Annotated in this window: 16 protein-coding genes and 1 tRNA gene; 4 read left to right on the forward strand and 13 right to left on the reverse strand. The window is 60.2% G+C overall.

Features of this window, described 5'->3' with window-relative positions:
- Positions 1 to 157: 157 nt before the first annotated feature.
- From ntrX to dusB, 3 genes are all read right to left on the reverse strand, one after another.
- Positions 158 to 1,561, reverse strand: a complete 1,404-nt coding sequence (ntrX, locus tag ASTEX_RS14250; RefSeq protein WP_013480331.1) for a nitrogen assimilation response regulator NtrX — start codon at positions 1,559 to 1,561, stop codon at positions 158 to 160.
- The gene (locus ASTEX_RS14255) at positions 1,561 to 3,771 is read right to left on the reverse strand and encodes a sensor histidine kinase NtrY-like (RefSeq protein ID WP_144004746.1); all 2,211 of its coding nucleotides are present in this window, start codon (positions 3,769 to 3,771) and stop codon (positions 1,561 to 1,563) included. The genes ntrX and ASTEX_RS14255 overlap by 1 nt, the downstream gene beginning before the upstream one ends.
- A 286-nt stretch (positions 3,772 to 4,057) precedes the next feature.
- Positions 4,058 to 5,041, reverse strand: coding sequence for a tRNA dihydrouridine synthase DusB (gene dusB, locus ASTEX_RS14260; protein ID WP_013480333.1), 984 nt, complete (start codon positions 5,039 to 5,041; stop codon positions 4,058 to 4,060).
- 65 nt (positions 5,042 to 5,106) lie between these two features.
- Here dusB and ASTEX_RS14265 point away from each other — a divergent pair, with 65 nt between their 5' ends.
- Positions 5,107 to 6,252: a bifunctional 2-C-methyl-D-erythritol 4-phosphate cytidylyltransferase/2-C-methyl-D-erythritol 2,4-cyclodiphosphate synthase gene (locus ASTEX_RS14265; protein WP_013480334.1), complete on the forward strand. Its 1,146-nt coding sequence runs from the start codon at positions 5,107 to 5,109 to the stop codon at positions 6,250 to 6,252.
- A 355-nt stretch (positions 6,253 to 6,607) separates the two neighbouring features.
- Here ASTEX_RS14265 and ASTEX_RS14270 read toward each other — a convergent pair whose 3' ends face one another.
- From ASTEX_RS14270 to ASTEX_RS14300, 7 genes are all read right to left on the reverse strand, one after another.
- Positions 6,608 to 7,417, reverse strand: a complete 810-nt coding sequence (locus ASTEX_RS14270; RefSeq protein ID WP_013480335.1) for an MBL fold metallo-hydrolase — start codon at positions 7,415 to 7,417, stop codon at positions 6,608 to 6,610.
- A complete protein-coding gene (locus tag ASTEX_RS14275) occupies positions 7,414 to 8,190 on the reverse strand; it encodes a TatD family hydrolase (protein ID WP_013480336.1) in 777 nt (258 codons plus the stop codon). Before ASTEX_RS14275 ends, ASTEX_RS14270 begins: the two co-directional genes overlap by 4 nt.
- 1 nt (position 8,191) lies before the next feature.
- Positions 8,192 to 9,202, reverse strand: coding sequence for a DNA polymerase III subunit delta' (locus ASTEX_RS14280; RefSeq protein WP_013480337.1), 1,011 nt, complete (start codon positions 9,200 to 9,202; stop codon positions 8,192 to 8,194).
- 1 nt (position 9,203) lies between these two features.
- Entirely contained in the window at positions 9,204 to 9,842 is a 639-nt protein-coding gene (tmk, locus tag ASTEX_RS14285) for a dTMP kinase (protein ID WP_013480338.1), read from the reverse strand.
- 62 nt (positions 9,843 to 9,904) lie between these two features.
- Positions 9,905 to 10,630, reverse strand: a complete 726-nt coding sequence (locus tag ASTEX_RS14290) for a septal ring lytic transglycosylase RlpA family protein (RefSeq protein WP_168148158.1) — start codon at positions 10,628 to 10,630, stop codon at positions 9,905 to 9,907.
- A gap of 113 nt (positions 10,631 to 10,743) precedes the next feature.
- Positions 10,744 to 11,097 carry a DUF1304 domain-containing protein gene (locus tag ASTEX_RS14295; protein WP_013480340.1) on the reverse strand — a complete coding sequence of 118 codons (354 nt, stop codon included), beginning with the start codon at positions 11,095 to 11,097 and terminating at the stop codon, positions 10,744 to 10,746.
- Positions 11,098 to 11,316: 219 nt separating this feature from the next.
- Positions 11,317 to 11,406 (reverse strand) — tRNA-Ser (locus ASTEX_RS14300).
- Positions 11,407 to 11,575: 169 nt separating this feature from the next.
- Here ASTEX_RS14300 and ASTEX_RS14305 point away from each other — a divergent pair.
- Positions 11,576 to 12,919, forward strand: a complete 1,344-nt coding sequence (locus ASTEX_RS14305) for a glycoside hydrolase 5 family protein (protein ID WP_013480341.1) — start codon at positions 11,576 to 11,578, stop codon at positions 12,917 to 12,919.
- Positions 12,920 to 12,958: 39 nt separating this feature from the next.
- On the opposite strand, the gene ASTEX_RS14310 is transcribed toward ASTEX_RS14305, so the two are convergent.
- The gene (locus tag ASTEX_RS14310) at positions 12,959 to 13,573 is read right to left on the reverse strand and encodes a hypothetical protein (RefSeq protein ID WP_013480342.1); all 615 of its coding nucleotides are present in this window, start codon (positions 13,571 to 13,573) and stop codon (positions 12,959 to 12,961) included.
- A 98-nt stretch (positions 13,574 to 13,671) separates the two neighbouring features.
- On the opposite strand from ASTEX_RS14310, the gene ASTEX_RS14315 reads away from it, so the two are divergent.
- Together ASTEX_RS14315 and ASTEX_RS14320 are read left to right on the forward strand one after the other, a co-directional pair.
- A complete protein-coding gene (locus ASTEX_RS14315) occupies positions 13,672 to 13,905 on the forward strand; it encodes a sulfurtransferase TusA family protein (RefSeq protein ID WP_013480343.1) in 234 nt (77 codons plus the stop codon).
- A 112-nt stretch (positions 13,906 to 14,017) separates the two neighbouring features.
- Positions 14,018 to 15,352 (forward strand): diguanylate cyclase domain-containing protein, encoded by a 1,335-nt coding sequence (locus ASTEX_RS14320; protein ID WP_013480344.1) that lies wholly within the window; start codon positions 14,018 to 14,020, stop codon positions 15,350 to 15,352.
- 73 nt (positions 15,353 to 15,425) lie between these two features.
- Here the strand turns inward: ASTEX_RS14320 and mfd are convergent, their stop codons facing one another.
- Together mfd and ASTEX_RS14330 are read right to left on the reverse strand one after the other, a co-directional pair.
- Positions 15,426 to 18,932: a transcription-repair coupling factor gene (mfd, locus tag ASTEX_RS14325; RefSeq protein ID WP_013480345.1), complete on the reverse strand. Its 3,507-nt coding sequence runs from the start codon at positions 18,930 to 18,932 to the stop codon at positions 15,426 to 15,428.
- Entirely contained in the window at positions 18,933 to 19,226 is a 294-nt protein-coding gene (locus ASTEX_RS14330) for an FAD assembly factor SdhE (RefSeq protein ID WP_041659386.1), read from the reverse strand.
- Positions 19,227 to 19,282 lie beyond the last annotated feature (56 nt).

Below are 19,282 nucleotides of genomic sequence, written 5' to 3' on the forward strand. Positions count from 1 at the left end.
GTTGTATCCCCTCAAAAGACAAGAAGACTCAAGGGCCTCGGGCCCCCAAGAAGCGCAAAGACTCAAGGGGCCACAGGCCCCTTGATCCCTTTAACTATTCGCGCCCAAACGGCAATGCAAGAGACAGGTTACGAGGCGTTTCCTCAGGCCCCTCGCCTTACACCTCTTCGTCTTCGACACCGCGAATATGGGCCAGCCCCAGCGACTTCAGCTTGCGGTGCAGGGCTGAACGCTCCATGCCGATAAAGTTAGCGGTACGCGAAATATTGCCGCCAAAGCGCACAATCTGCGACGACAGATATTCGCGCTCGAACACTTCGCGGGCGTCACGCAGCGGCAGGGCGATGATGCGCTCCGGGCGGATGGCCCCGGCGACGGCCGATTCCACCACCTCAGCCGGCAGCATCTGCGCCGTGATCGGTTCGGATGGATCGCCAGAGGCCAGAATCAACAGGCGTTCAATATTATTGCGTAACTGGCGAACATTGCCCGGCCATTCGTGCACCTGAAGCGTCGCCATGGCGTCTTCGGACAGGGTGCGCTTCGGCAGGCCCTGAGCGCGGGAAATGCGTTCAATGAAGTAGTTGACCAGTTCGGCAATATCGCTGCGGCGTTCCGACAGGCCGGGGACGCGCACCGGTACCACATTGAGGCGGTGGAACAGGTCTTCGCGGAAACGCCCGGCGGCGATTTCCTGCGTCAGGTCCTTGGAGGTCGAGGAAATGACGCGCACATCGACCTGCACATCATTGACACCGCCGACGCGCACGAAGCGTTGTTCGACCAGCACCCGCAGGATGCGGCTTTGCGACTCCATAGGCATGTCGGCCACTTCATCGAGGAACAGAGTGCCGCCGTGCGCGCGTTCGAACACGCCGATCTTGCGCGGACGGCCCTCTTCGCCTTCTTCACCGAACAGTTCGACGTCGAGACGCTCAGGTGTCACACCGGCGGACGAAATGGGCACAAATTCGCAGCGCGCGCGGGGGCTCGCTTCGTGGATCATGCGCGCCACCAGTTCCTTGCCCGAGCCGGCGGGGCCGGAGATCATGATGCGCGAATTGGCAGGGGCGACCTTGGCGATCGTGGTGCGCAGAAGCTGTGCCGCCGCCGAATTGCCGATTAAACCGTCCGGCACCACGGCCTGTCCGCGCAGCCGACGGTTTTCACGGCGCAGGGACGCCAGTTCAAGCGCTCTCTGAACTACCATGATCAATCGTTCGGTTTTAAATGGCTTTTCGATAAAGTCATAAGCGCCGCGCTTAATGGCCGAGACAGCGGTTTCGATGGTGCCGTGACCCGAAATCATGATGGCCGGAATATCCGGGTCCAGTTCGCGGATGACGTCGAGCAGTTCCAGCCCGTCCAGCCCGCCGCCCTGCATCCAGATGTCGAGCACGCACAAAGACGGCTTGCGGGCCTTGATCGCCCGCAACGCCGCTCCGGAGTCGGCGGCCGTTCTGACCGAATAGCCTTCGTCTTCGAGAATGCCAGCGATCAGTTCGCGGATATCGGCCTCGTCATCGACCACCAAAATATCTACGCCAGATGATACCTTCATCACACCCTCATCAGTCTTGCCCCGCTATCGGGAGCTTCATTGGTTTGAGCCGGAGCCTGGGTCTTGGGTAACCGCAATATGGCCCGTGCCCCGCTCAGATGGACGGCGTCCGCCAGATAGAATTCGCCGCCATGATCTTCGAGAATACGCTTGACGATGGCGAGGCCGAGCCCCGTCCCTTTCTCGCGCGTGGTTACATAGGGTTCGGTCAGACGGTCACGGTCCTTGTCCGGCAGACCGATACCGTCATCCTCGATTTCGATGATCAGGAACCCGTCGCTCAGGTGCATCTCGACCCGCATCTGACCGCCCTCGCCGTCACCGTTGGCCATATGGCGTGAGACGATGGCCTCGCCACCGTTTTTGAGCACATTGCCCAGCGCCTGCGACAAAAGGCGGCCATCGCAGACGACCGCCACCTCCGGCAGGGGCTCGACAATGTCGATCTGCACATCGGGCTTGGCGACGCGCTGCGAAAAGACCATTTGGCGGACAAGCTCCGCCGCGTCTTCTTCGGCAAAGTTGGGCACCGGCATCCGTGCAAAGGCCGAAAACTCATCGACCATGCGGCCTATATCGCCCACCTGCCGCACAATGGTGTCGGTAAGGCGGTCGAAGGTTTCGCCATCGGTTTCGATCTGCGAACGGTATTTTCGTTTCAGGCGTTCCGCCGACAACTGGATCGGCGTCAGGGGATTCTTGATCTCATGCGCGATGCGGCGCGCCACATCCTTCCAGGCGGCGTTACGCTGGGCGGCCACAAGGCGCGTAATGTCGTCAAAGGTCAGAACGGCACCGCCCGTATCCAACGATGAGGCCCGTACGCGCACGCGACGCGTATCGCCCTTGCGCACTAGATCGACCTCGGCCTCCTCGACCTTGTGCGGCGTTACCTTATCGAGAAGCTCGCAGATTTCCGGGGCCAGTTCACGGATATGCTGCCCGAAGGACTCTTCGGTGGGTATCGACAGGAAGTGAGCGGCGTGCCGGTTGATGGCCGAAATCTGCTCGTTTTCGTCAATGCCGATAATGCCCGCCGAAATTTCCGACAGCACGGTTTCGATAAAGCGACGGCGTTCTTCCGCCTCTTCATTGGCCGATTTCAGCGCCGCCTGCTGGCTTTGCAGATCGCTGGTCATGCGGTTGAAAGCGCGAGAGAGCACAGCTATGTCTTCCGACTGCTTGTCGGTCATGACGCGCGCATTGAGGTCGCCCGACGCGACCTTGTCCGCCGCCTGCACCAGCCGGGCGACGGGCACGGCGATGGAGTCCGCCGCCGAGGTGCCGACCCAGATGGCACCGATCAGCACCAGCAGCACGGTTTCCATATAGGCCAGCGCAAACACCCCCTGCACGCGGACCGAATTGCGAGCAGATTCCCGAAGTGCATCAATGGCTTCCTTGGCGCTTTGCACCTTGGGGACGATGCCGGGCGTTAGGGTTTTGACCGCATACAGCTTGGCCCCGTTATAGCCCTGAAGCGGATAGATCATGCGGATGGTATCCGGTGCTGCAAACAGCCCGCCGCCGATATCGCCTTCATTGGCCGTATCTATCGCCACCTGATTGGGGGCCAGATAGGGCGGCGCACCGGGGTTTTCCGCCCGGGCCAGCACCTGCCCGCTATCGTCAATAATATAGACCGCCGCCAGTTCCCCGCGGATCGAAATCAGTTCACGCAGGGCCTGCGAAAAGCTCAGCCGTTCGGCAAACATGCGGATCAGTTCAGGCCGTTGCAGATCGCGAGCAATGTCCGTCAGTGTATCGCGCGCCGTATTGGTCTGGGTTTCGATAAAGGCGGCCCCGATGTCGGCGCTGTTTTCGACCGACGACTGCACCCGCGCCGAAAACCACGTTTCCACGCCGCGATTGACCAGCACACCAAAAAACAGGGCCACGACAAAGGCCGGCGTCACGGCCGCCAGAGCAAACAGGGTCACAAAGCGCACATGCAGGCGCGTCCCCGCATCCTTAGCCCGTGATCGCGCCAGTTGCAGTACCCGCCGCAAAACGAAGAAGCTCAGGCCCAGCAACAGCGCCAGATTCAGGCAAACAAGGCTGAACAGAAAGACACTCGATGGCCCCAGCGGCCCAGCCCCCGGCGCCGCAATGATGATCCAGATAATAAAAGCGGTCATCAGGGCCGACAGGGCATAGGCACTCACCATGGCCAAACGGCCACGGCTGGCATTTTTCAGCCCCCGCGTCATGCGGGCCCATGATAGGCCGAAGCGCCGCCTGATACCTGTGTCTTTCAAAACCCAGCTTTCCAGATGCCACAATGGAGCACAATCCGATAAAGTGGGCACCACTTTATGGATAAATTGCGCCTTCAAACAAACCTCAGAGCGTCCTGAGTTTGTGCGCTAACGCAGTACGCTCTGAGGGTGGCATTTGTGCACTACTGTGTCTGAATATCAACATCTATGTTGCAAGAATGCGCCGAATTTGCCGGCCGACGATCACGAAATGTTTTCAGATTCCCTTAAAGGGGTATTAGCCAAACAGGGCACTCAACTCCCGTTCGATATCTGTGGGATCATCCATACGGCACAGCCGCGCCTTATCCTGACGGCGAACGGCGGGGTCTTCGCTATAATCGCCAGCTTCAATATACCAGCCCAAATGCTTCTTGAACATTTTGAGGCCCAGACCGCTGCCGTAGAAGCTGAGACTGTCGTGCATATGTTCGAGGATCAGCTCCAGACGCGCCGATCCGGTCGGCTCAGGCTCATTTTCGCCGCTCAGAGCCGCATCGAGTTGCGCGGCCAGCCACGGGCGGCCATAGACGCCGCGCCCGATCATCAGGCCGTCGGCCCCAGACTGCGCGAGGGCCTCGCGCGCCTTCTCGCCATCCGTAATGTCGCCGTTGACGATGACGGGGATGGACACCGCCTCCTTGACCTGTTGCACAAAGGCCCAGTCGGCCTCGCCCTTGTAAAACTGCTGCCGCGTGCGGCCATGAACGGTTACCGCCTGAATCCCAATGGCTTCCGCCCGACGAGCCAATTCCGGTGCATTACGGCTTTGGTTGTCCCACCCCATCCGCATTTTAACCGTCACAGGTCGCGAAGTCGCGCTGACGGCCGCCTCCATGAGGCGGCTGGCGGCATCGAGGTCGCGCATCAGGGCCGACCCGCACAGGACGCCGGTCACCTCCTTGGCCGGGCAGCCAAAGTTGAGATCAACAATATGCGCACCCGACGCTTCGGCCAGAGCGGCCCCACGCGCGATAAACGCCGGGTCCTTGCCGATCAGTTGCACGATCTTAAGGCCGGCATGTTCCCCCAGCGCGAATTTGCGCACCACGTCCGGACGCCCACGCTCCAACTCGGCACAGGCGACCATCTCGGTGGCCGCATAGGCAGCCCCCAGCTTAGAAGCCATGCGGCGGAAGGGCAGATCAGACACACCGGTCATCGGCGCGATCAGGGCGCGCCCGGCAATCTCCACATCTCCGATCCTAAGACTGTGCGTCATCATGAACGCGAAATAACCGCGAAGCCCTCTTTACGCAATGGGCGGGCTCCGATTAAGACGAAGCCATGAGTTTCAATGCGATCATCGTTGCCGGCGGTTCAGGTCTGAGGTCAGGCGGCAAAAAGCAATGGATGCCGTTGCGCGGTAAGCCGGTCCTCAACTGGTCGATCGAAGCCTTTGCCCGCGCCGGAGCCGCCGACATAGTGGTTGTCGTGCCGCGCGACGATCTCGATCACGCCACCCTGACGCTTCAGGGGTTGGAGCGGGTGCGCGTCGTTCCTGGCGGGGCCACGCGCGCCCTTTCCGTGCAAACCGGCCTCAGTGCTCTGCATGAAACGGCTGCGCCCGATGATCTCGTGCTGATCCACGATGCCGCGCGGCCCCTGCTGACGGTAGACTTGATTGAAACGCTTCTGACTCGGCTGCAAACGGCGCGCGCCGCTATTCTGGCCGTACCGGTCACCGACTCGCTGAAACGTGCCGAAGACAGCCGCATCATCGACGCGCCCTCGCGTAATGGTCTGTGGCGGGCCCAGACCCCTCAGGCCTTCCGCCTCAGAGACATAGCCGACGCCTATGCCCAGTGGACGGGTGCGGTCGAGGCCACCGACGAGGCCATGGTAGCCGCTGCCGCCGGGATCAGCGTCGAGATCGTCGAAGGGGAACAGCGGCTTCAAAAGCTGACCTATCCCGAAGATTTTGCCGTGCTGGAGGCCTTTATGCCCGCTCAACAGATGCGTATCGGTCAGGGCTTTGACGCTCACCGCTGGGGCCCCGGCGAAAGCGTGTGGCTGTGTGGCGTGGAAATTACCCACGATCAGACCCTGATCGGCCATTCGGATGCCGATGCTGGCCTGCACGCCCTGACGGATGCCCTGCTAGGGGCCGCGGGGTTAGGCGATATTGGCGATCACTTCCCGCCCACCGACCCACAATGGAAAGGTGCGCCGTCTGACCTGTTTCTGCGTCATGCGGTCGAACTGATACGCCAGCGTGGGGGGGAAATCGTCAATGCCGATGTCACGCTGATTTGCGAGCGCCCCAAGATCAAGCCGCATCGGGAGGCCATGCGTCACAGAGTCGCCGATATTCTCACGCTTGATCTGGCGCGAGTCAGCATCAAGGCCACGACCACCGAGAAGATGGGGTTCACCGGTCGGGAAGAAGGACTGGCCGCGCAGGCGGTGTGCCTGATCACCCTACCATTATAACGCAGCGCACAATCACGAATCTTTCTTTATTGTTACAGGGTTTATATTTTTATCATAATTAACAAATATTTACCTGAAATTTAACCTGAAACGTAGCCAATGCTGCTACGCAAAATTTCAAATGACAACGCTCTGTAAATATGATGAATTGCAGACGTTCGGGGTGGGTTTGTTTTTGAAACCCATTATTTCATTCAATTTTTTAAGCTGTTCTTTTTTGCGTTCCAACCTTCCCCACCCCGAACAGGCTTCCCAGAGCGCAAGCCGATAAAGTGGATACCACTTTTCGGAAAAATTGCGCGACCAAACAAAAACTTAGAGCCATTGGACGGCTCAACTGAGCCGGCGAATGGCTCTAAAACTCCGTATCAATCACCATCTGATCATAGGCAGGCACGACACCGTCCGGTAGGTTCGCCCGCAATTCTTCGTAATCCATTTCCTGATGCAGGTTGGTTAGCACGGCCAGCTCAGGCTTGACGCGGGCGATCCATTCCAGCGCCAGATCGAGATGCGCGTGCGTCGGGTGCGGCGAATAGCGCAGTGCATCCACAACCCAGACCTTTAGCCCGTAAAGATGCGCAAAACTGTCTTCTGGCAGGTCACTGATGTCGCTGGAATAGGCCACGTCCCCGATACGATAGCCGACGGAACGAATAGGACCATGTATCTGATCGAAGGTGACAACCGGGACTTCGCCGCCCTCGCCCGTCAGATGGAACGTCTCTCCGAAAAGCGGCAAGGCCATTGGCGCGCAGATCGGCGGATAGCCGAACTTGCCCGCAAAAATATAATCGAACCGGCTGAGCAGGGTCTGACGCGTCGCTTCATCCATATAGCCCGGCACCTGCATTTTGCGCAAAAGCGCAAAGGCCCGCATGTCGTCTATGCCATGCGTCTGATCCGCATGGTCATGTGTCCACAGTACGGCATCCAGATGGTTTATGCCTGTCTGCATGATCTGGGTGCGAAAATCCGGGGACGTATCGACCACCACATTGGTCGTCTGTTCGGGAGACAATGGATCGAAAGCCTGAAACAGGGCCGAACAGCGGCTGCGGCGGTTCTTCGGGTTACACGGATCACAGCGCCCCCAAAAGCCGTCGGCACGCGGCACGCCGGTCGAGCAACCTGAACCCAGTATGGTGGTCCTCAGCCGTCTCATGCGCGCGGTATCCGCTTGAACAGGGCGTAGAAGGCGTCGGTCGTCCGCGCGATCGTGTCTTCGCGCGTCCAGCCACGGATTTCCGCCAGCTTGTCATAGACGTGCGTCACATAGGCCGGTTCGTTGCGCCGGCCGCGCATGGGTGTGGGCGCCAGATAGGGGCAGTCAGTTTCAACAATAATGCGCTCGGCTGGCATGTCCGCGATAATGTCGCGCACATCCTGCGCCGCCTTGAAGGTGGCAATGCCCGACACCGAGAAGTAGGCCCCTATCCCGGCCGCCTTCTTCGCCAGTTCAGCGCCTGAGGTGTAGCAATGCAGCAGGAAGGTGAACGCCCCCTTGGCGTGTTCGTCGGAAAGAATCTCCCACATTTCGGCATCGGCCTCGCGCGTATGCACCACCAGCGGCAGGCCACTCTGGCGCGCCGCCTGGACATGGGTGCTGAACACCGCCGCCTGAATGTCTCGCGGGCTGAAGTCATAGTGGAAATCCAGCCCACATTCGCCAATACCGACCACCTTTGGCCGTTGCGCCAGTGTCAGCAGGTCCGCCACGCTGAGACCGGGATTCTCCTTGGCCTCGTGCGGGTGCGTGCCAACGGTGGCCCAGATGTCCTGATGCGTCGTCAAACCATAGCAGGTTTCAAAATTCGACACCCGGTCGCAGATATTGACCATCAGGCCCACTCCGGCCTCACGCGCCCGGTCGATCACCGCGTCACGGTCTTCGTCATATTGCGGGGCGTGCAGATTGACGTGACTGTCGATAAGCATCTTACCTTAAAGCCTTGATATCGTTTACGATGGACCAGAAATATTCGCCGCGGTCCAGATTGACACCCTCGGTTTCGGCGACGACCGTGCTAAGTTTGACCCACAGTTCCGACCATTGCCGTCCGCGCGCCGGGGCGTCGGCGCTCAGCGCCCGCTCCTGTACTCGATCACTCAGCGCGGCGATAAATTGCGCGAATTTTTTGGGACCGTCGATCTTCGAGGAGTTCGTCTTGAACAGCGTCATCAACGGTAACAGATCGAAGCGCGCAGGCTGCGCGTCGGACAACAGTCGCGCCGCCAGCTCATCCATCTCCAGCGCCCCCTCTTCCCACAGCCGCAACCCCTTGCCCGGGGAGCCCTTGGCCATTACCACCAGTCGTTCAAGCTGTTCAGGGCTAAGGTCGGCGCGCGCCGAGATAAAGCGCTGAACCGCTTCATCGTCCCACGGCGAGAAGCCTAGACGCCGGCAGCGTGAGCGGATGGTCGCCAGAAGTTTGCCCGGCGAATGCGAAATGAGGAACAGCAAGCCGCGTTCAGGTGGTTCCTCAAGAATTTTCAGCAAGGCATTGGCTGAATTGATATTCAGGTCATCGACAGCATCAACGATACAGACGCGATAGGCCGAACGCGACGGCGCTTTGGAAAAGAACTCGACCACCTCGCGCACTGCATCGACGGTGATATTCTTGCGCGTCTTGCCGTCCTTCTGCTCACGCTCCAGCACGAGCAGGTCAGGGTGCGACTGCGCCACAATCAGGCGCGCATCGGGGTCCTCCTCAGACATGCCAAGAATGCCAAAGCCCCGGTCGCGCTGATGCCCCATCAGATAACGCGCCGCGCGGTAGGCAAGGGTCGCCTTGCCTACCCCTTCGGGCCCGCACAGCAGCCAAGCGTGGTGCAGACGCCCGCGCGACAGAGCATCAAGAAAGGCCGTTTCCTGCGCTTCGCCCTGAATGAAATCAAAGACCTGACGCGGATGGGCGACGGCGGTATCGTCTTCGGTCACCGCCATCTCAGCTTACCTTCAGTTCCGCAAAGCGGCCCGACACCACGCGCCAGACATCGGCCTTGATGTCTTCAATTGAGCGGTCGGCGTCGATCAGTCGATAACGCTCAGGATGCGCGGCGGCGCGCCTGCGAAAGCCCTCACGCAGACGCTCATGAAAGGCCAGTCCCTTGGACTCAAAGCGGTTTTCGGCATCGCCGCGCGCCAGCGCCCGCTTTAAGCCCGCTTCCGGCGGCATATCCATCACGATAACCAAATCGGGCTGAGTGTCCGCTACAACGGCGGCGTCAATGCTTTCGATCAGTTCGGGGGTCACGCCGCCCCCCGCCCCCTGATAGGCACGTGTGGAGTCGGAAAAGCGGTCGCAGACGATCCACGCCCCGCGTTCCAGTGCCGGCCGGATCACCTGCTCCAGATGGTTGGCACGCGCCGCATACATCATCAGGGTTTCAGACATCGGCGACCAGCGCCCGGCCTCACCCGTCACCAGCAGGTCGCGCAGCGCCTCCGCGCCGCTGGAGCCACCCGGTTCGCGCGTCTGCACCACCTCCAGCGCCAATTCGCGCAGATGCGCTACCAGGGCCTTCACCTGAGTGGATTTTCCGGCACCTTCGCCGCCTTCGAATGTAATGAATCTACCGGTCATGTCAGCCGATACATCGGCCAAGCGCTCGGCTAAGACAAGGCTAAAATCACAACCCGCCGAAATTACTCGTCACGCGTCAGAATGGCGTCGAAATAGCCCGCCGCCAGCACCTTTTGCCGATAAAGTTCGGCCTTTTGCGCCCCCTCGAACGGCCCCAGCGTCACGACATAGAGACCCCGCCGCTCATCGACCCGCGCTCGCAACTGGTCGCTGACCCGCTCAGCATTGGCGCGCTCGGAAAAGGCCCCGACCTGCACGCGATACCGCTGTCGATCCCCGTCCGCCACCTCAGGCGTCGCTGCGGCATAGGTCGGACGCGCGCCCAGCACGGCCGGGCCCAAAAATTTGATGCGCACCCGCGCTGTGCCGGTCTGATGCACGCCCAAGGCCTTGGCGGCCCCTTTCGACAGATCAAGCAGACGCCCATCGACAAACGGCCCGCGATCATTGAGCCGTAGCCGCAGACTGCGGCCATTGTCGAGATTGGTCACCTCGATCACCGACGGGAGCGGCCAGGTCTTGTGCGCCGCCGACAGGGCATTCGGATCAAAGTGTTCCCCTGTCGCCGTCAGACTGCCCGACTCGTGGCCGTACCAGCTTGCCGTGCCTGTAAGCGTGTCGCCAATATCGGGCACATAGGGGCTATAGGTGTCGCCGCGCACCTTATAGGGCCGTAAGTTGGCGGCGCGATACTGCCCGTTCTTCACCACTTCCGGCTCGTCGCGCGTGCTCAGCTTCGGCCCACCCGCACAGGCGGCCAGAAGCCAGATGCTTGCCAGAACAAGCATTTGCACTGATCTTTTCGCAATCAGGTTCAATTGGGTGGACATGGGACGCCCCGGTCAACACATTCTGTGCCCAAACAGGGTAAAAAGAAATGGAAAAGGCTTGGTTAATCGCCTTACAGATTAAGCCCCAGAGCGATCAGGGCCAGCGCTGCCGGAAGCGCCTGAATAAACAGAATCTTGCGGCTGGCCGTCGCCGCGCCATAGACCCCGGCCACCACCACGCAGATCAGAAAGAAGACCTTGAAGGCCAGCGCGTGCGGCCCCGGCATCAACCCATAGATCAGACCGGCCGCCAGAAACCCGTTATAAAGCCCCTGATTGGCCGCCAAAGTCTTTGTCTGCTCCGCAAATTCGCGGCTGAGCCCCAAGGCTTTCAGCCCCGCCGGTTTCTGCCATAGGAACATCTCAAGGATAAGAATATAGATATGGATCAGCGCAACCAGCGCGGTCAGAACGGTGGCGATCATGGGGGCGTCCTCTTTTTATTCGCGAGAGGGTATGCCGCATATGGCGAAGGGGCAAGGTGCCAGACGCACGGGCGGGCAGGGTGGGATTGGCTCCGCTGCGCTCCGCCGAACCTACGCTTCGCTCCGGTTTACGAACCCCATCTCCCCGTGGGTTCAAGTCCCCACCCCCGTCGATCACACACAAAGACCGGCCCTTTTGGGGCCGGTCTTTGTGTGTGATGGCGGACAGGGTGGGATTCGAACCCACGGTAGGCTTCCACCTACGGCGGTTTTCAAGACCGCTGCCTTAAACCACTCGGCCACCTGTCCTTGCCTTGAGCGGAGTGTGCTTCTATCGTGACCGCCTGCGCTTGCCAAGAGCCTATGGGGATAAATCCCCAGCCGCAATCGAAAAACGCCGCTTCATCGATTAAATATTTCAAAAATAATTATTACAGGTTAAGTTGCGTCCCACCAAAAACAAACAGGAAGGATTCCCATGCCCGCGTCCCTTTCCCGCCGCAGCGCCCTGCTGGCCTCGCTTAGCCTCGGCGCTCTGACCATGGTTAGCCATGCCTCCGCCGCCACACCGGTCGGTGATTTTGTCACCGTTCAGGGCCCGCATTTCAAACTCAAAGGCGAAACCTATCGCTTCGTTGGGGCCAATATCTGGTACGGGGCCTATCTGGGGGCCGACGCCGCCTTTGGTGACCGTACGCGTCTTCAGAAGGAACTGGACGATCTTAAAGCGCTGGGCGTCACTAATCTACGCGTTCTGGCCTCGTCTGAGTTGTCGCCGCTGAAAAACTCGCTCGATCCGGCCTTCCGCACGCGCGAAAACGGCAAATACAACGAAGACCTGCTGGTCGGGCTGGATTACCTGCTAGTCGAAATGCACAAGCGCGGCATGAAGGCTGTGCTTTACCTGACCAACTTCTGGGAATGGTCAGGCGGCATGATGGCCTATCTCGACTACACGACCGGGCACTATATCAATAATGGCGATCCCGCCCATCCGTGGCCGGAATTTGCCGATGTCAGCTCGCGCTTCTATGCCAACGCAAAGGCCGTGGCGATGTACCACGACTATGTGCAGTTCCTGCTCAAGCGCACCAATTCGCTGACCAAAAAACCGTATCGCGATGACGCCACCATCATGGCCTGGCAGCTCAGCAATGAGCCGCGTCCCGGTGGTGGGCCTGAAATCGCCGCGCACCACATGCCAGCCTATCTGGCTTGGATTTCTTCGACCGCCAAACTGATCCGTTCGCTGGCGCCGCATCATCTGGTGTCGCTGGGCCACGAAGGCCTCATGGGCGTGGTTGGCAATGAAACGTTCCTGATCAACGCGCATAAGGAGATCGACTACCTGACGGCGCACATCTGGCCACAAAACTGGAGCTGGGTCGACGGCAAGGACCTGCCCGGCACCTTCGATGCTGGCGCCGCCAAGGTGCAAAAATATATCGATGACCATATCCGCATCGCGACGGCCATGAACAAGCCGCTGGTCTTCGAAGAATTCGGCTTCCCCAGAGATGACGTGAAGTATGAGCCGGGCACGCCAACCGTCTGGAAAGACAAGTTTTATGGTATGATCTATAAGGCGGTCGAAGACGCCGTGAAAACCGGCGGGCCGGTGTCGGGCTCAAACTTCTGGGCCTGGGGCGGTGCGGGCCGCGCTCTGCATAAGGACTACTGGATGCTGCGTGGCGAAACCGCCTATGTCGGTGATCCGCCGCACGAGCCGCAGGGTTGGTACAGCGTTTTCAATACCGACACTTCGACGCAAGGCCTGGTCCGGCAGCACGCTGAGCGGATCAAAAAGCTCAAAGCCTCCTAATGTATCTAATGAAAAGGCCGGGATAATCCCCGGTCTTTTCTACGGTTTTACGGGATTGGTCATAGGGCCCGTAGGGGCCGTCGCGCCGCCCAGACCCGGCAAAACCGCCGTCTGGTAATCCGGCGGAATGACAAACCACTTGGCGTCCTGAGCGCCCCTGGCGTAGGCCACCACCTGAAACAGCGGCACATTGCGCCCCTTCTGCGTCATCTGCATCAGAATTCCGTCACTATTGGCGCAGGCCATGCCCGACTGATTGAGGTAGCCGCTGAATTCCAGCGTGCGGCACGGTTGCCCGGCCATCAGGCTTGAGCCCACCGGACGCACCGTCGCGCGCGATTCCAGCGTCGCCAGATCAAGCGGAAGCGGCAACAGGGCCGCTTCTCGGCTTAAGGGAAACAGCAGCGCGATACGTTTGCCGCCCGCTGCCGTCAGGTGGATCAGAACCCCCTTGTCGCGGTCGGCAATATAGGTCTGCGATACCCCGCCGCTCAACATGTCCACCCGCATTTTCACCCCCGTGCGGCGCACCTCCACCGGCGCTTCGAACCCGGCCATACGAACGCGGGCAAAGAAATCAGGTTCGGACGATACCTGCGCCCGCGCGCCGGGGGTCACGACCATCAGCGACAACACAAAGATCAGCCAACGCATAGGGCGACTCCTCTATCTCGCTTGCATTTGCGCGGATTCGACGGCATTGACCAAACATTCGGTGCTGAAAAGGCATTTTTGAGACCGCCCGTACCTCCATGACCCCAACCGAGCCGCCTTCCCTGCTGATCGACGCGCGCGGCCACCGGTGCCCGGTACCGACCCTGCGCCTGCGAAAGGCTCTGGCTGAACAACCCGGTGCGGTTATTACACTGCTGGCCGACGACCCTATGGCGCAGATCGATGTGCCGCACTTCTGCCAGCAGAACGGATTTCTCCTGATTGCCTCCGAAGCCGAAGACACCCACCGGCGTTTCATCGTCCGCCGCTAAACCTTTCCGGCGCGTTTACCTTTTGGCGAGACGAATCGTTTAGGCCTTTTCTACCGCTTGTCTGGCGGCCGGATATCCTGCGTGTCAGGGCCTGTGTTTCAGGGAGTTTGAGTTGAATATTCAGGCGCGCGTCTTGCTGCTGGCAAAGGATCAGCAATGGCCTGAGCGGCTGGGGGCCGAGCTTGACCGGCTGGGCTGGCGCACCATTACGGCCTATCGCGCCGATGCCGCACTGGCCTGTATCGGTGATCTTCAGATCGAGGCGGTTCTGGTCGATGCGGCCCATCCGGAATGTTCGGCGAAGCTTGTGACCCAGTTGCGCGAAGCCTGCGCGCCACGCCGCCTGCCCATTGTGCAGGTGACCCACACGGGTCAATATGACATCCCCGAAGGCTGGGATATGGTCTATGACCGCGACGCCTACCCGCAGCAGATCCTCCTCGGCCTTGAACACATGGTGCGCGCCAATGTCGCCGAAGAAGAATACGAGTTGCGGCGCGATACGTTGAATGCGCTGGGGCTGAACATACCGTCGCGCGACGATGACAAGCCACTGGCCATACTTTCGGTAGGACCGGCGGACCCGGATTTCCTAGCCCTTAGCCATACCCTACGCGCGCGGGGTGTGGACCTCTATGCAGCCTTCACCAGCTACTCAGCCTTTGATTATCTTCATGATAAGACGTTCGACGCGGTCGTCCTATGGGGCCGGGAGTCGGTCGCGGAGGCCCTGTCGATCGCATCGGGTATGCGGCGTAATACCCGGCTCTACCACACGCCGGTATTCCTGCGTTTGCAAAAATCCGTTGATCTCGACCTGGGCGATGCCTTCCTGCGTGGCGTCAACGACGTCTCCGCGCCGGGTGCCAACGAAGCCGAAATCGCTGACCGCGTGCTGCGTCTGGCCCGCGCCTATCGTCGCCAGAGCAATACGCGGCAGGCGCTGGAAGCCGTCAACCACAGCCCGTACATGGACAAGGGCACGGGGCTGTTTACGCGCGACCTGTTTGCCGCCCATCTGGCGCGACTGGCCAAGGCCTCCAGCCAGCGCAACCGCCCTCTGAGCGTTTGCGTGCTTAAAATTTCTGAGAATCCGGAAATTGCACAGGCGCGGATGCGCAAATCGCTTGAGCGCGCCATGCCTCAGATCGGTTCGATGATCTCACGGCTGGTCCGCGCCGAAGACACGGCCGGGCGTTTGTCGGAAGAGGTGTTTGCCCTCGCCCTGCCCGCCACGCCCGAAGCCGCTGCGCGCCTTGTCGGAGAGCGGATCGGAGCCGTCATTAGCTGCACGGCGTTTGAATCCGGGAACGGTCGTTCGCCCTTTGTGGTCGAATTCGATGTCGGCGTGGCCGAACTGATCGACGGGGAACCCGTGGCCGAAGCCTTAACGCGCGCCGCTCAACAGATTCGACCCTCTTCCGGAGATATGGATCAGGCGATTTAGAGCGGATTTCGTTCAAAATTGAATCGAAATCACGCTCTAAATTTTTGATTTAACGCGCTTTTCGGAAAGCGCTCTAACCGGCCGCTATCGCCGCCAGTCGCGTCATGATCTTTTCTGCCGCGGCCAGACGCCCGGCCGCTTCTGGCCATTCGCCCCGCACGAGCAGCTTCTGATCCGGACGCAGTTTCCAATCCCGCGGATGCGCCTGAATGAGGCCAATCAGCCCCACCGGATTGCTGAACTGATCATTACGGAAGCTGATGACCGCGCCCTTTGGACCGACATCAAACTTCGCCACATTGGCTTCACGACACAGGCCCTTGATCCCCACTACCTTCAGCAGTTGTTCGGCCTCTTCCGGAATGGGCCCAAAGCGGTCGATCAGTTCGGCGGCCAGCGCTTCTCGATCCTCGCGCTTTTCGGCTTCCGACACACGGCGATACAACGACAGGCGGATATTAAGGTCCGGAATATAGTCCTCCGGGATCATGACCGCAGCGCCGGCATTGATCTGTGGCGACCAGCCCCGATTATCGGTAGCGGGCTCATCGGCGCGGCTGCGCAACTCATTGACGGCGTCTTCCAGCATCTGCTGATACAGCTCGACGCCGATTTCACGGATATGACCGGACTGCTCATTACCCAGCAGATTGCCGCCGCCCCGGATATCCAGATCGTGGCTGGCCAGCTGGAACCCAGCCCCCAGATTATCCAGCGATTGCAAGACCTTCAGTCGCTTTTCTGAAGCTTCACTTAAGATTTGATGCGGTTGGGTTGTTAGGTAGGCGAAGGCGCGCGTTTTGGAACGCCCGACACGCCCGCGGATCTGATACAGCTGCGCCAGACCAAACATGTCGGCGCGGTGCACGATAAGCGTATTGGCGGTCGGCACGTCCAGTCCGGACTCGACAATGGTGGTCGCCAGCAGCACGTCGTACTGACCGTCATAGAAGGCAGTCATCACCTCTTCGAGCTGGGTCGGAGTCATCTGACCGTGGCCGACGATGAACTTCACCTCCGGCACCTGCTCACGCAGGAAGCGTTCGAGGTCCGGCAGGTCTTTCAGGCGCGGCACCACGTAATAGGCCTGCCCGCCGCGATATTTCTCGCGCAGAAGCGCTTCGCGTATGCTGACGGCGTCGAAAGGCAGGACGTAGGTGCGTACCGCCAGACGGTCCACGGGCGGCGTGGCGATGATGGACATTTCCCGAATTCCGGAAAGGGCCATCTGCAAAGTACGTGGGATCGGCGTCGCCGACAGGGTCAGCATATGCACATCGGCACGGAAGGCCTTGAGCTTTTCCTTATGCTTGACGCCGAAATGCTGCTCCTCATCGACAATAACAAGGCCCAGATCCTTGAACCCGACCTGCTCAGACAGCAGGGCGTGCGTACCGATCACCACCTCAACCTCGCCGCTTTTCAGGCCGTCGCGGGTCTCATCCGCCTCCTTACGCGTCACCATGCGCGACAGATGACGGACGCGGATCGGCCAGCCCTGAAAGCGTTGGCTGAAGGTCTTGAAATGCTGGCGCGCCAGAAGCGTCGTCGGGCAGATAATGGCCACCTGCTGACCCGACATAGCCACCACAAAGGCCGCGCGCAACGCCACCTCGGTCTTGCCAAAGCCGACGTCGCCGCAGATGAGACGATCCATCGGATGCCCCTTCGACAAGTCGTCGAGGACATCGTGGATGGCGTTGAGCTGGTCCTCGGTTTCTTCGTAAGGGAACTGCGCGCAGAATTCGTCATAAAGCCCGGACGGCGGGTCGATTTGCTGACCCACCTTAAGGGCACGCGCGGCGGCCAGCTGGATCAGGCCATCGGCCATCTCACGCAGCTTTTCCTTGGCCTTGGCTTTACGCGCCTGCCAGCTCGCCGAGCCCAGACGGTCCAGTTGCGTCGTGTCAGAATCAGCCCCGTACCGCGTCAGCAGGTCGATATTTTCGACCGGCAGGTAGAGCTTGGCATCCGCGGCATATTGAAGCTCGAGGCAGGCGTGCGGGGCGTCGTTGACGCTCAGCGTCTTCAGGCCCTCATAACGGCCAATGCCGTGCTCGATATGCACGACCAGATCGCCCTGAGACAGGGATGATGCTTCGGCAAGAAAATTATTAGCACGCCGACGTTTACGCGGACGGGCTAATCTATCACCTAAGATGTCGGTTTCCGAAATGACCGCCAGGGTCTCGGTCTCAAACCCCTGATCGAGCGGCAGAATGGCGCGCTGGATAGGCTTGGCCTTGGTGCCGGCAACCCCGAAGCTCAGCGCATCGGCATAGTCTTTGGCTAATCGCGTCTTGTCGAGCCCGTGATCGGAGAGCATGGCCCCCAGACGATCAGATGAGCCTTCGGTCCACGAGGCGAACAGGACCCGCTTACCGGCCTTCGACAGGAGCTTGGCGTGGTCGGTCACGGCGGTAAAGAGGTTGACGCTGTCCTGATGGCGTTCCGGCGCGAAGCTGCGGCCCGGACGTGCGCCCAGATCAATGGCCGAGGCATCATCGCGCTGAAAGGTCTCGAATTGACGCACGCGGCCCTTTTGCAGCCCGCTCTGCCATTCGCTATCATCGAGATAGAGGCGATCGGGCGGCAGGGCGCGATAGCCGCTGTCCAGCTTGACGGCCCCTTTGGCCATGACGCGGGCATCGCCCGAGCCTTTGCGCGATTCATAGGCATCGAGCACGGAGTCGCGCCATTCGCCAAAGGCCTGTTCAGCCAGACCGTCCAGAAGGATCAGGGTCTGCGACGGCAGATAGTCGAACACGCTGTCGAGGCGCTCATAAAACAGAGGCAGCAGGGTTTCGACGCCTTGCCGACGGATGCCGGCAGACACCGCCGCATAGATGGGGTCATCGCCGGGCGCGCCGAAGTTTTCCAGATAGCCCTGACGGAAGCGGCTGATGCTCTTTTCATCCAGCAGGATTTCGCTCACCGCCATAAAGTCAATCGCGGCAATCTGTTTCAGCGAGCGCTGCGTTTCCGGATCGAAGGTGCGGATGGATTCCAGTTGATCGCCGAAGAAGTCGAGCCGCACCGGCTCATCCTGACTGGGCGAAAAGACGTCGATAATGCCCCCGCGCACGGCAAATTCACCGCGCTCGGAAACGGTCGAGACGCGGTTATAGCCGTTGCGTGAAAAATAGGCCTCAAGCTCGCCCGTTTCGATGCTCTGACCGGGTTTGAGCGACAACAGACTTCCGCGCATGGCGTCGCGCGGCGGCACCTTCTGCGACAAGGAGGCCGATGTGGTGAGGATCAGCACAGGCTTTGCCGGTTTGCCGTTCAGGGCCTGAAGCCGCGTCAGGCCGCTCATGCGCTGGGCAATCAGGCCCGTCGTCGGGCTCACCCGGTCATAAGGCAGGCAGTCCCAGGCCGGGAAACGAATCACGTCCAGTTCCGGCGCATAGAAGGCCAGTTCTTCGGCGATAGCGTTCATGCGGCCGTGATCGCGTGCCACGAACAGCGCCAGCCCCTCGGCGCGCGTCAGGTCCGAGGCCACCAGACTGTCGTAACCCGGCGGACACCCGGTCAGGGACAGGCGGGTCGCAGCGGCAGTAATGCGGGAAATATCAGACATCTATTGCTGAAGCTTTGTGTAAGCTATCTTATAATACTGATTGAGCTGGCTCATGATTTCGGATTTATGCTCTGGCGGCACAGGGTCGCGTTCGATGATCCAGCCGTAAAGATCCTGATCCGGTGCTTCGAGCAAGGCTTCGAAAATATCGAGCTGTTCGGCGGTCATGGTGGGCAGGTATTCCTCGGCAAAGTGCCCCAGAATGATGTCAGCCTCCTTGAAACCGCGCCGCGAAGCGCGGAACCACAGCTTGCGCAGGCGGGCCTGATGGAGATCGTCAGCGGTGTCAGTCATGGTTTTCCCGTCTATGGAGCGCAATCGCCCTTCTCTTTCATACGGTTTGGTGCTTG

The organism is Asticcacaulis excentricus CB 48, assembly GCF_000175215.2.
Classification (GTDB): domain Bacteria; phylum Pseudomonadota; class Alphaproteobacteria; order Caulobacterales; family Caulobacteraceae; genus Asticcacaulis; species Asticcacaulis excentricus.

What these genes read in the sequence shown, in the direction of transcription:
- ntrX (WP_013480331.1), bottom strand. Translation starts at nt 1,561, where the DNA reads ATGAAGGTATCATCTGGCGTAGATATTTTGGTGGTCGATGACGAGGCC.
- ASTEX_RS14255 (WP_144004746.1), bottom strand. Translation starts at nt 3,771, where the DNA reads ATGACGCGGGGGCTGAAAAATGCCAGCCGTGGCCGTTTGGCCATGGTG.
- dusB (WP_013480333.1), bottom strand. Translation starts at nt 5,041, where the DNA reads ATGACGCACAGTCTTAGGATCGGAGATGTGGAGATTGCCGGGCGCGCC.
- ASTEX_RS14265 (WP_013480334.1), top strand. Translation starts at nt 5,107, where the DNA reads ATGAGTTTCAATGCGATCATCGTTGCCGGCGGTTCAGGTCTGAGGTCA.
- ASTEX_RS14270 (WP_013480335.1), bottom strand. Translation starts at nt 7,417, where the DNA reads ATGAGACGGCTGAGGACCACCATACTGGGTTCAGGTTGCTCGACCGGC.
- ASTEX_RS14275 (WP_013480336.1), bottom strand. Translation starts at nt 8,190, where the DNA reads ATGCTTATCGACAGTCACGTCAATCTGCACGCCCCGCAATATGACGAA.
- ASTEX_RS14280 (WP_013480337.1), bottom strand. Translation starts at nt 9,202, where the DNA reads ATGGCGGTGACCGAAGACGATACCGCCGTCGCCCATCCGCGTCAGGTC.
- tmk (WP_013480338.1), bottom strand. Translation starts at nt 9,842, where the DNA reads ATGACCGGTAGATTCATTACATTCGAAGGCGGCGAAGGTGCCGGAAAA.
- ASTEX_RS14290 (WP_168148158.1), bottom strand. Translation starts at nt 10,630, where the DNA reads ATGCTTGTTCTGGCAAGCATCTGGCTTCTGGCCGCCTGTGCGGGTGGG.
- ASTEX_RS14295 (WP_013480340.1), bottom strand. Translation starts at nt 11,097, where the DNA reads ATGATCGCCACCGTTCTGACCGCGCTGGTTGCGCTGATCCATATCTAT.
- ASTEX_RS14305 (WP_013480341.1), top strand. Translation starts at nt 11,576, where the DNA reads ATGCCCGCGTCCCTTTCCCGCCGCAGCGCCCTGCTGGCCTCGCTTAGC.
- ASTEX_RS14310 (WP_013480342.1), bottom strand. Translation starts at nt 13,573, where the DNA reads ATGCGTTGGCTGATCTTTGTGTTGTCGCTGATGGTCGTGACCCCCGGC.
- ASTEX_RS14315 (WP_013480343.1), top strand. Translation starts at nt 13,672, where the DNA reads ATGACCCCAACCGAGCCGCCTTCCCTGCTGATCGACGCGCGCGGCCAC.
- mfd (WP_013480345.1), bottom strand. Translation starts at nt 18,932, where the DNA reads ATGTCTGATATTTCCCGCATTACTGCCGCTGCGACCCGCCTGTCCCTG.
- ASTEX_RS14330 (WP_041659386.1), bottom strand. Translation starts at nt 19,226, where the DNA reads ATGACTGACACCGCTGACGATCTCCATCAGGCCCGCCTGCGCAAGCTG.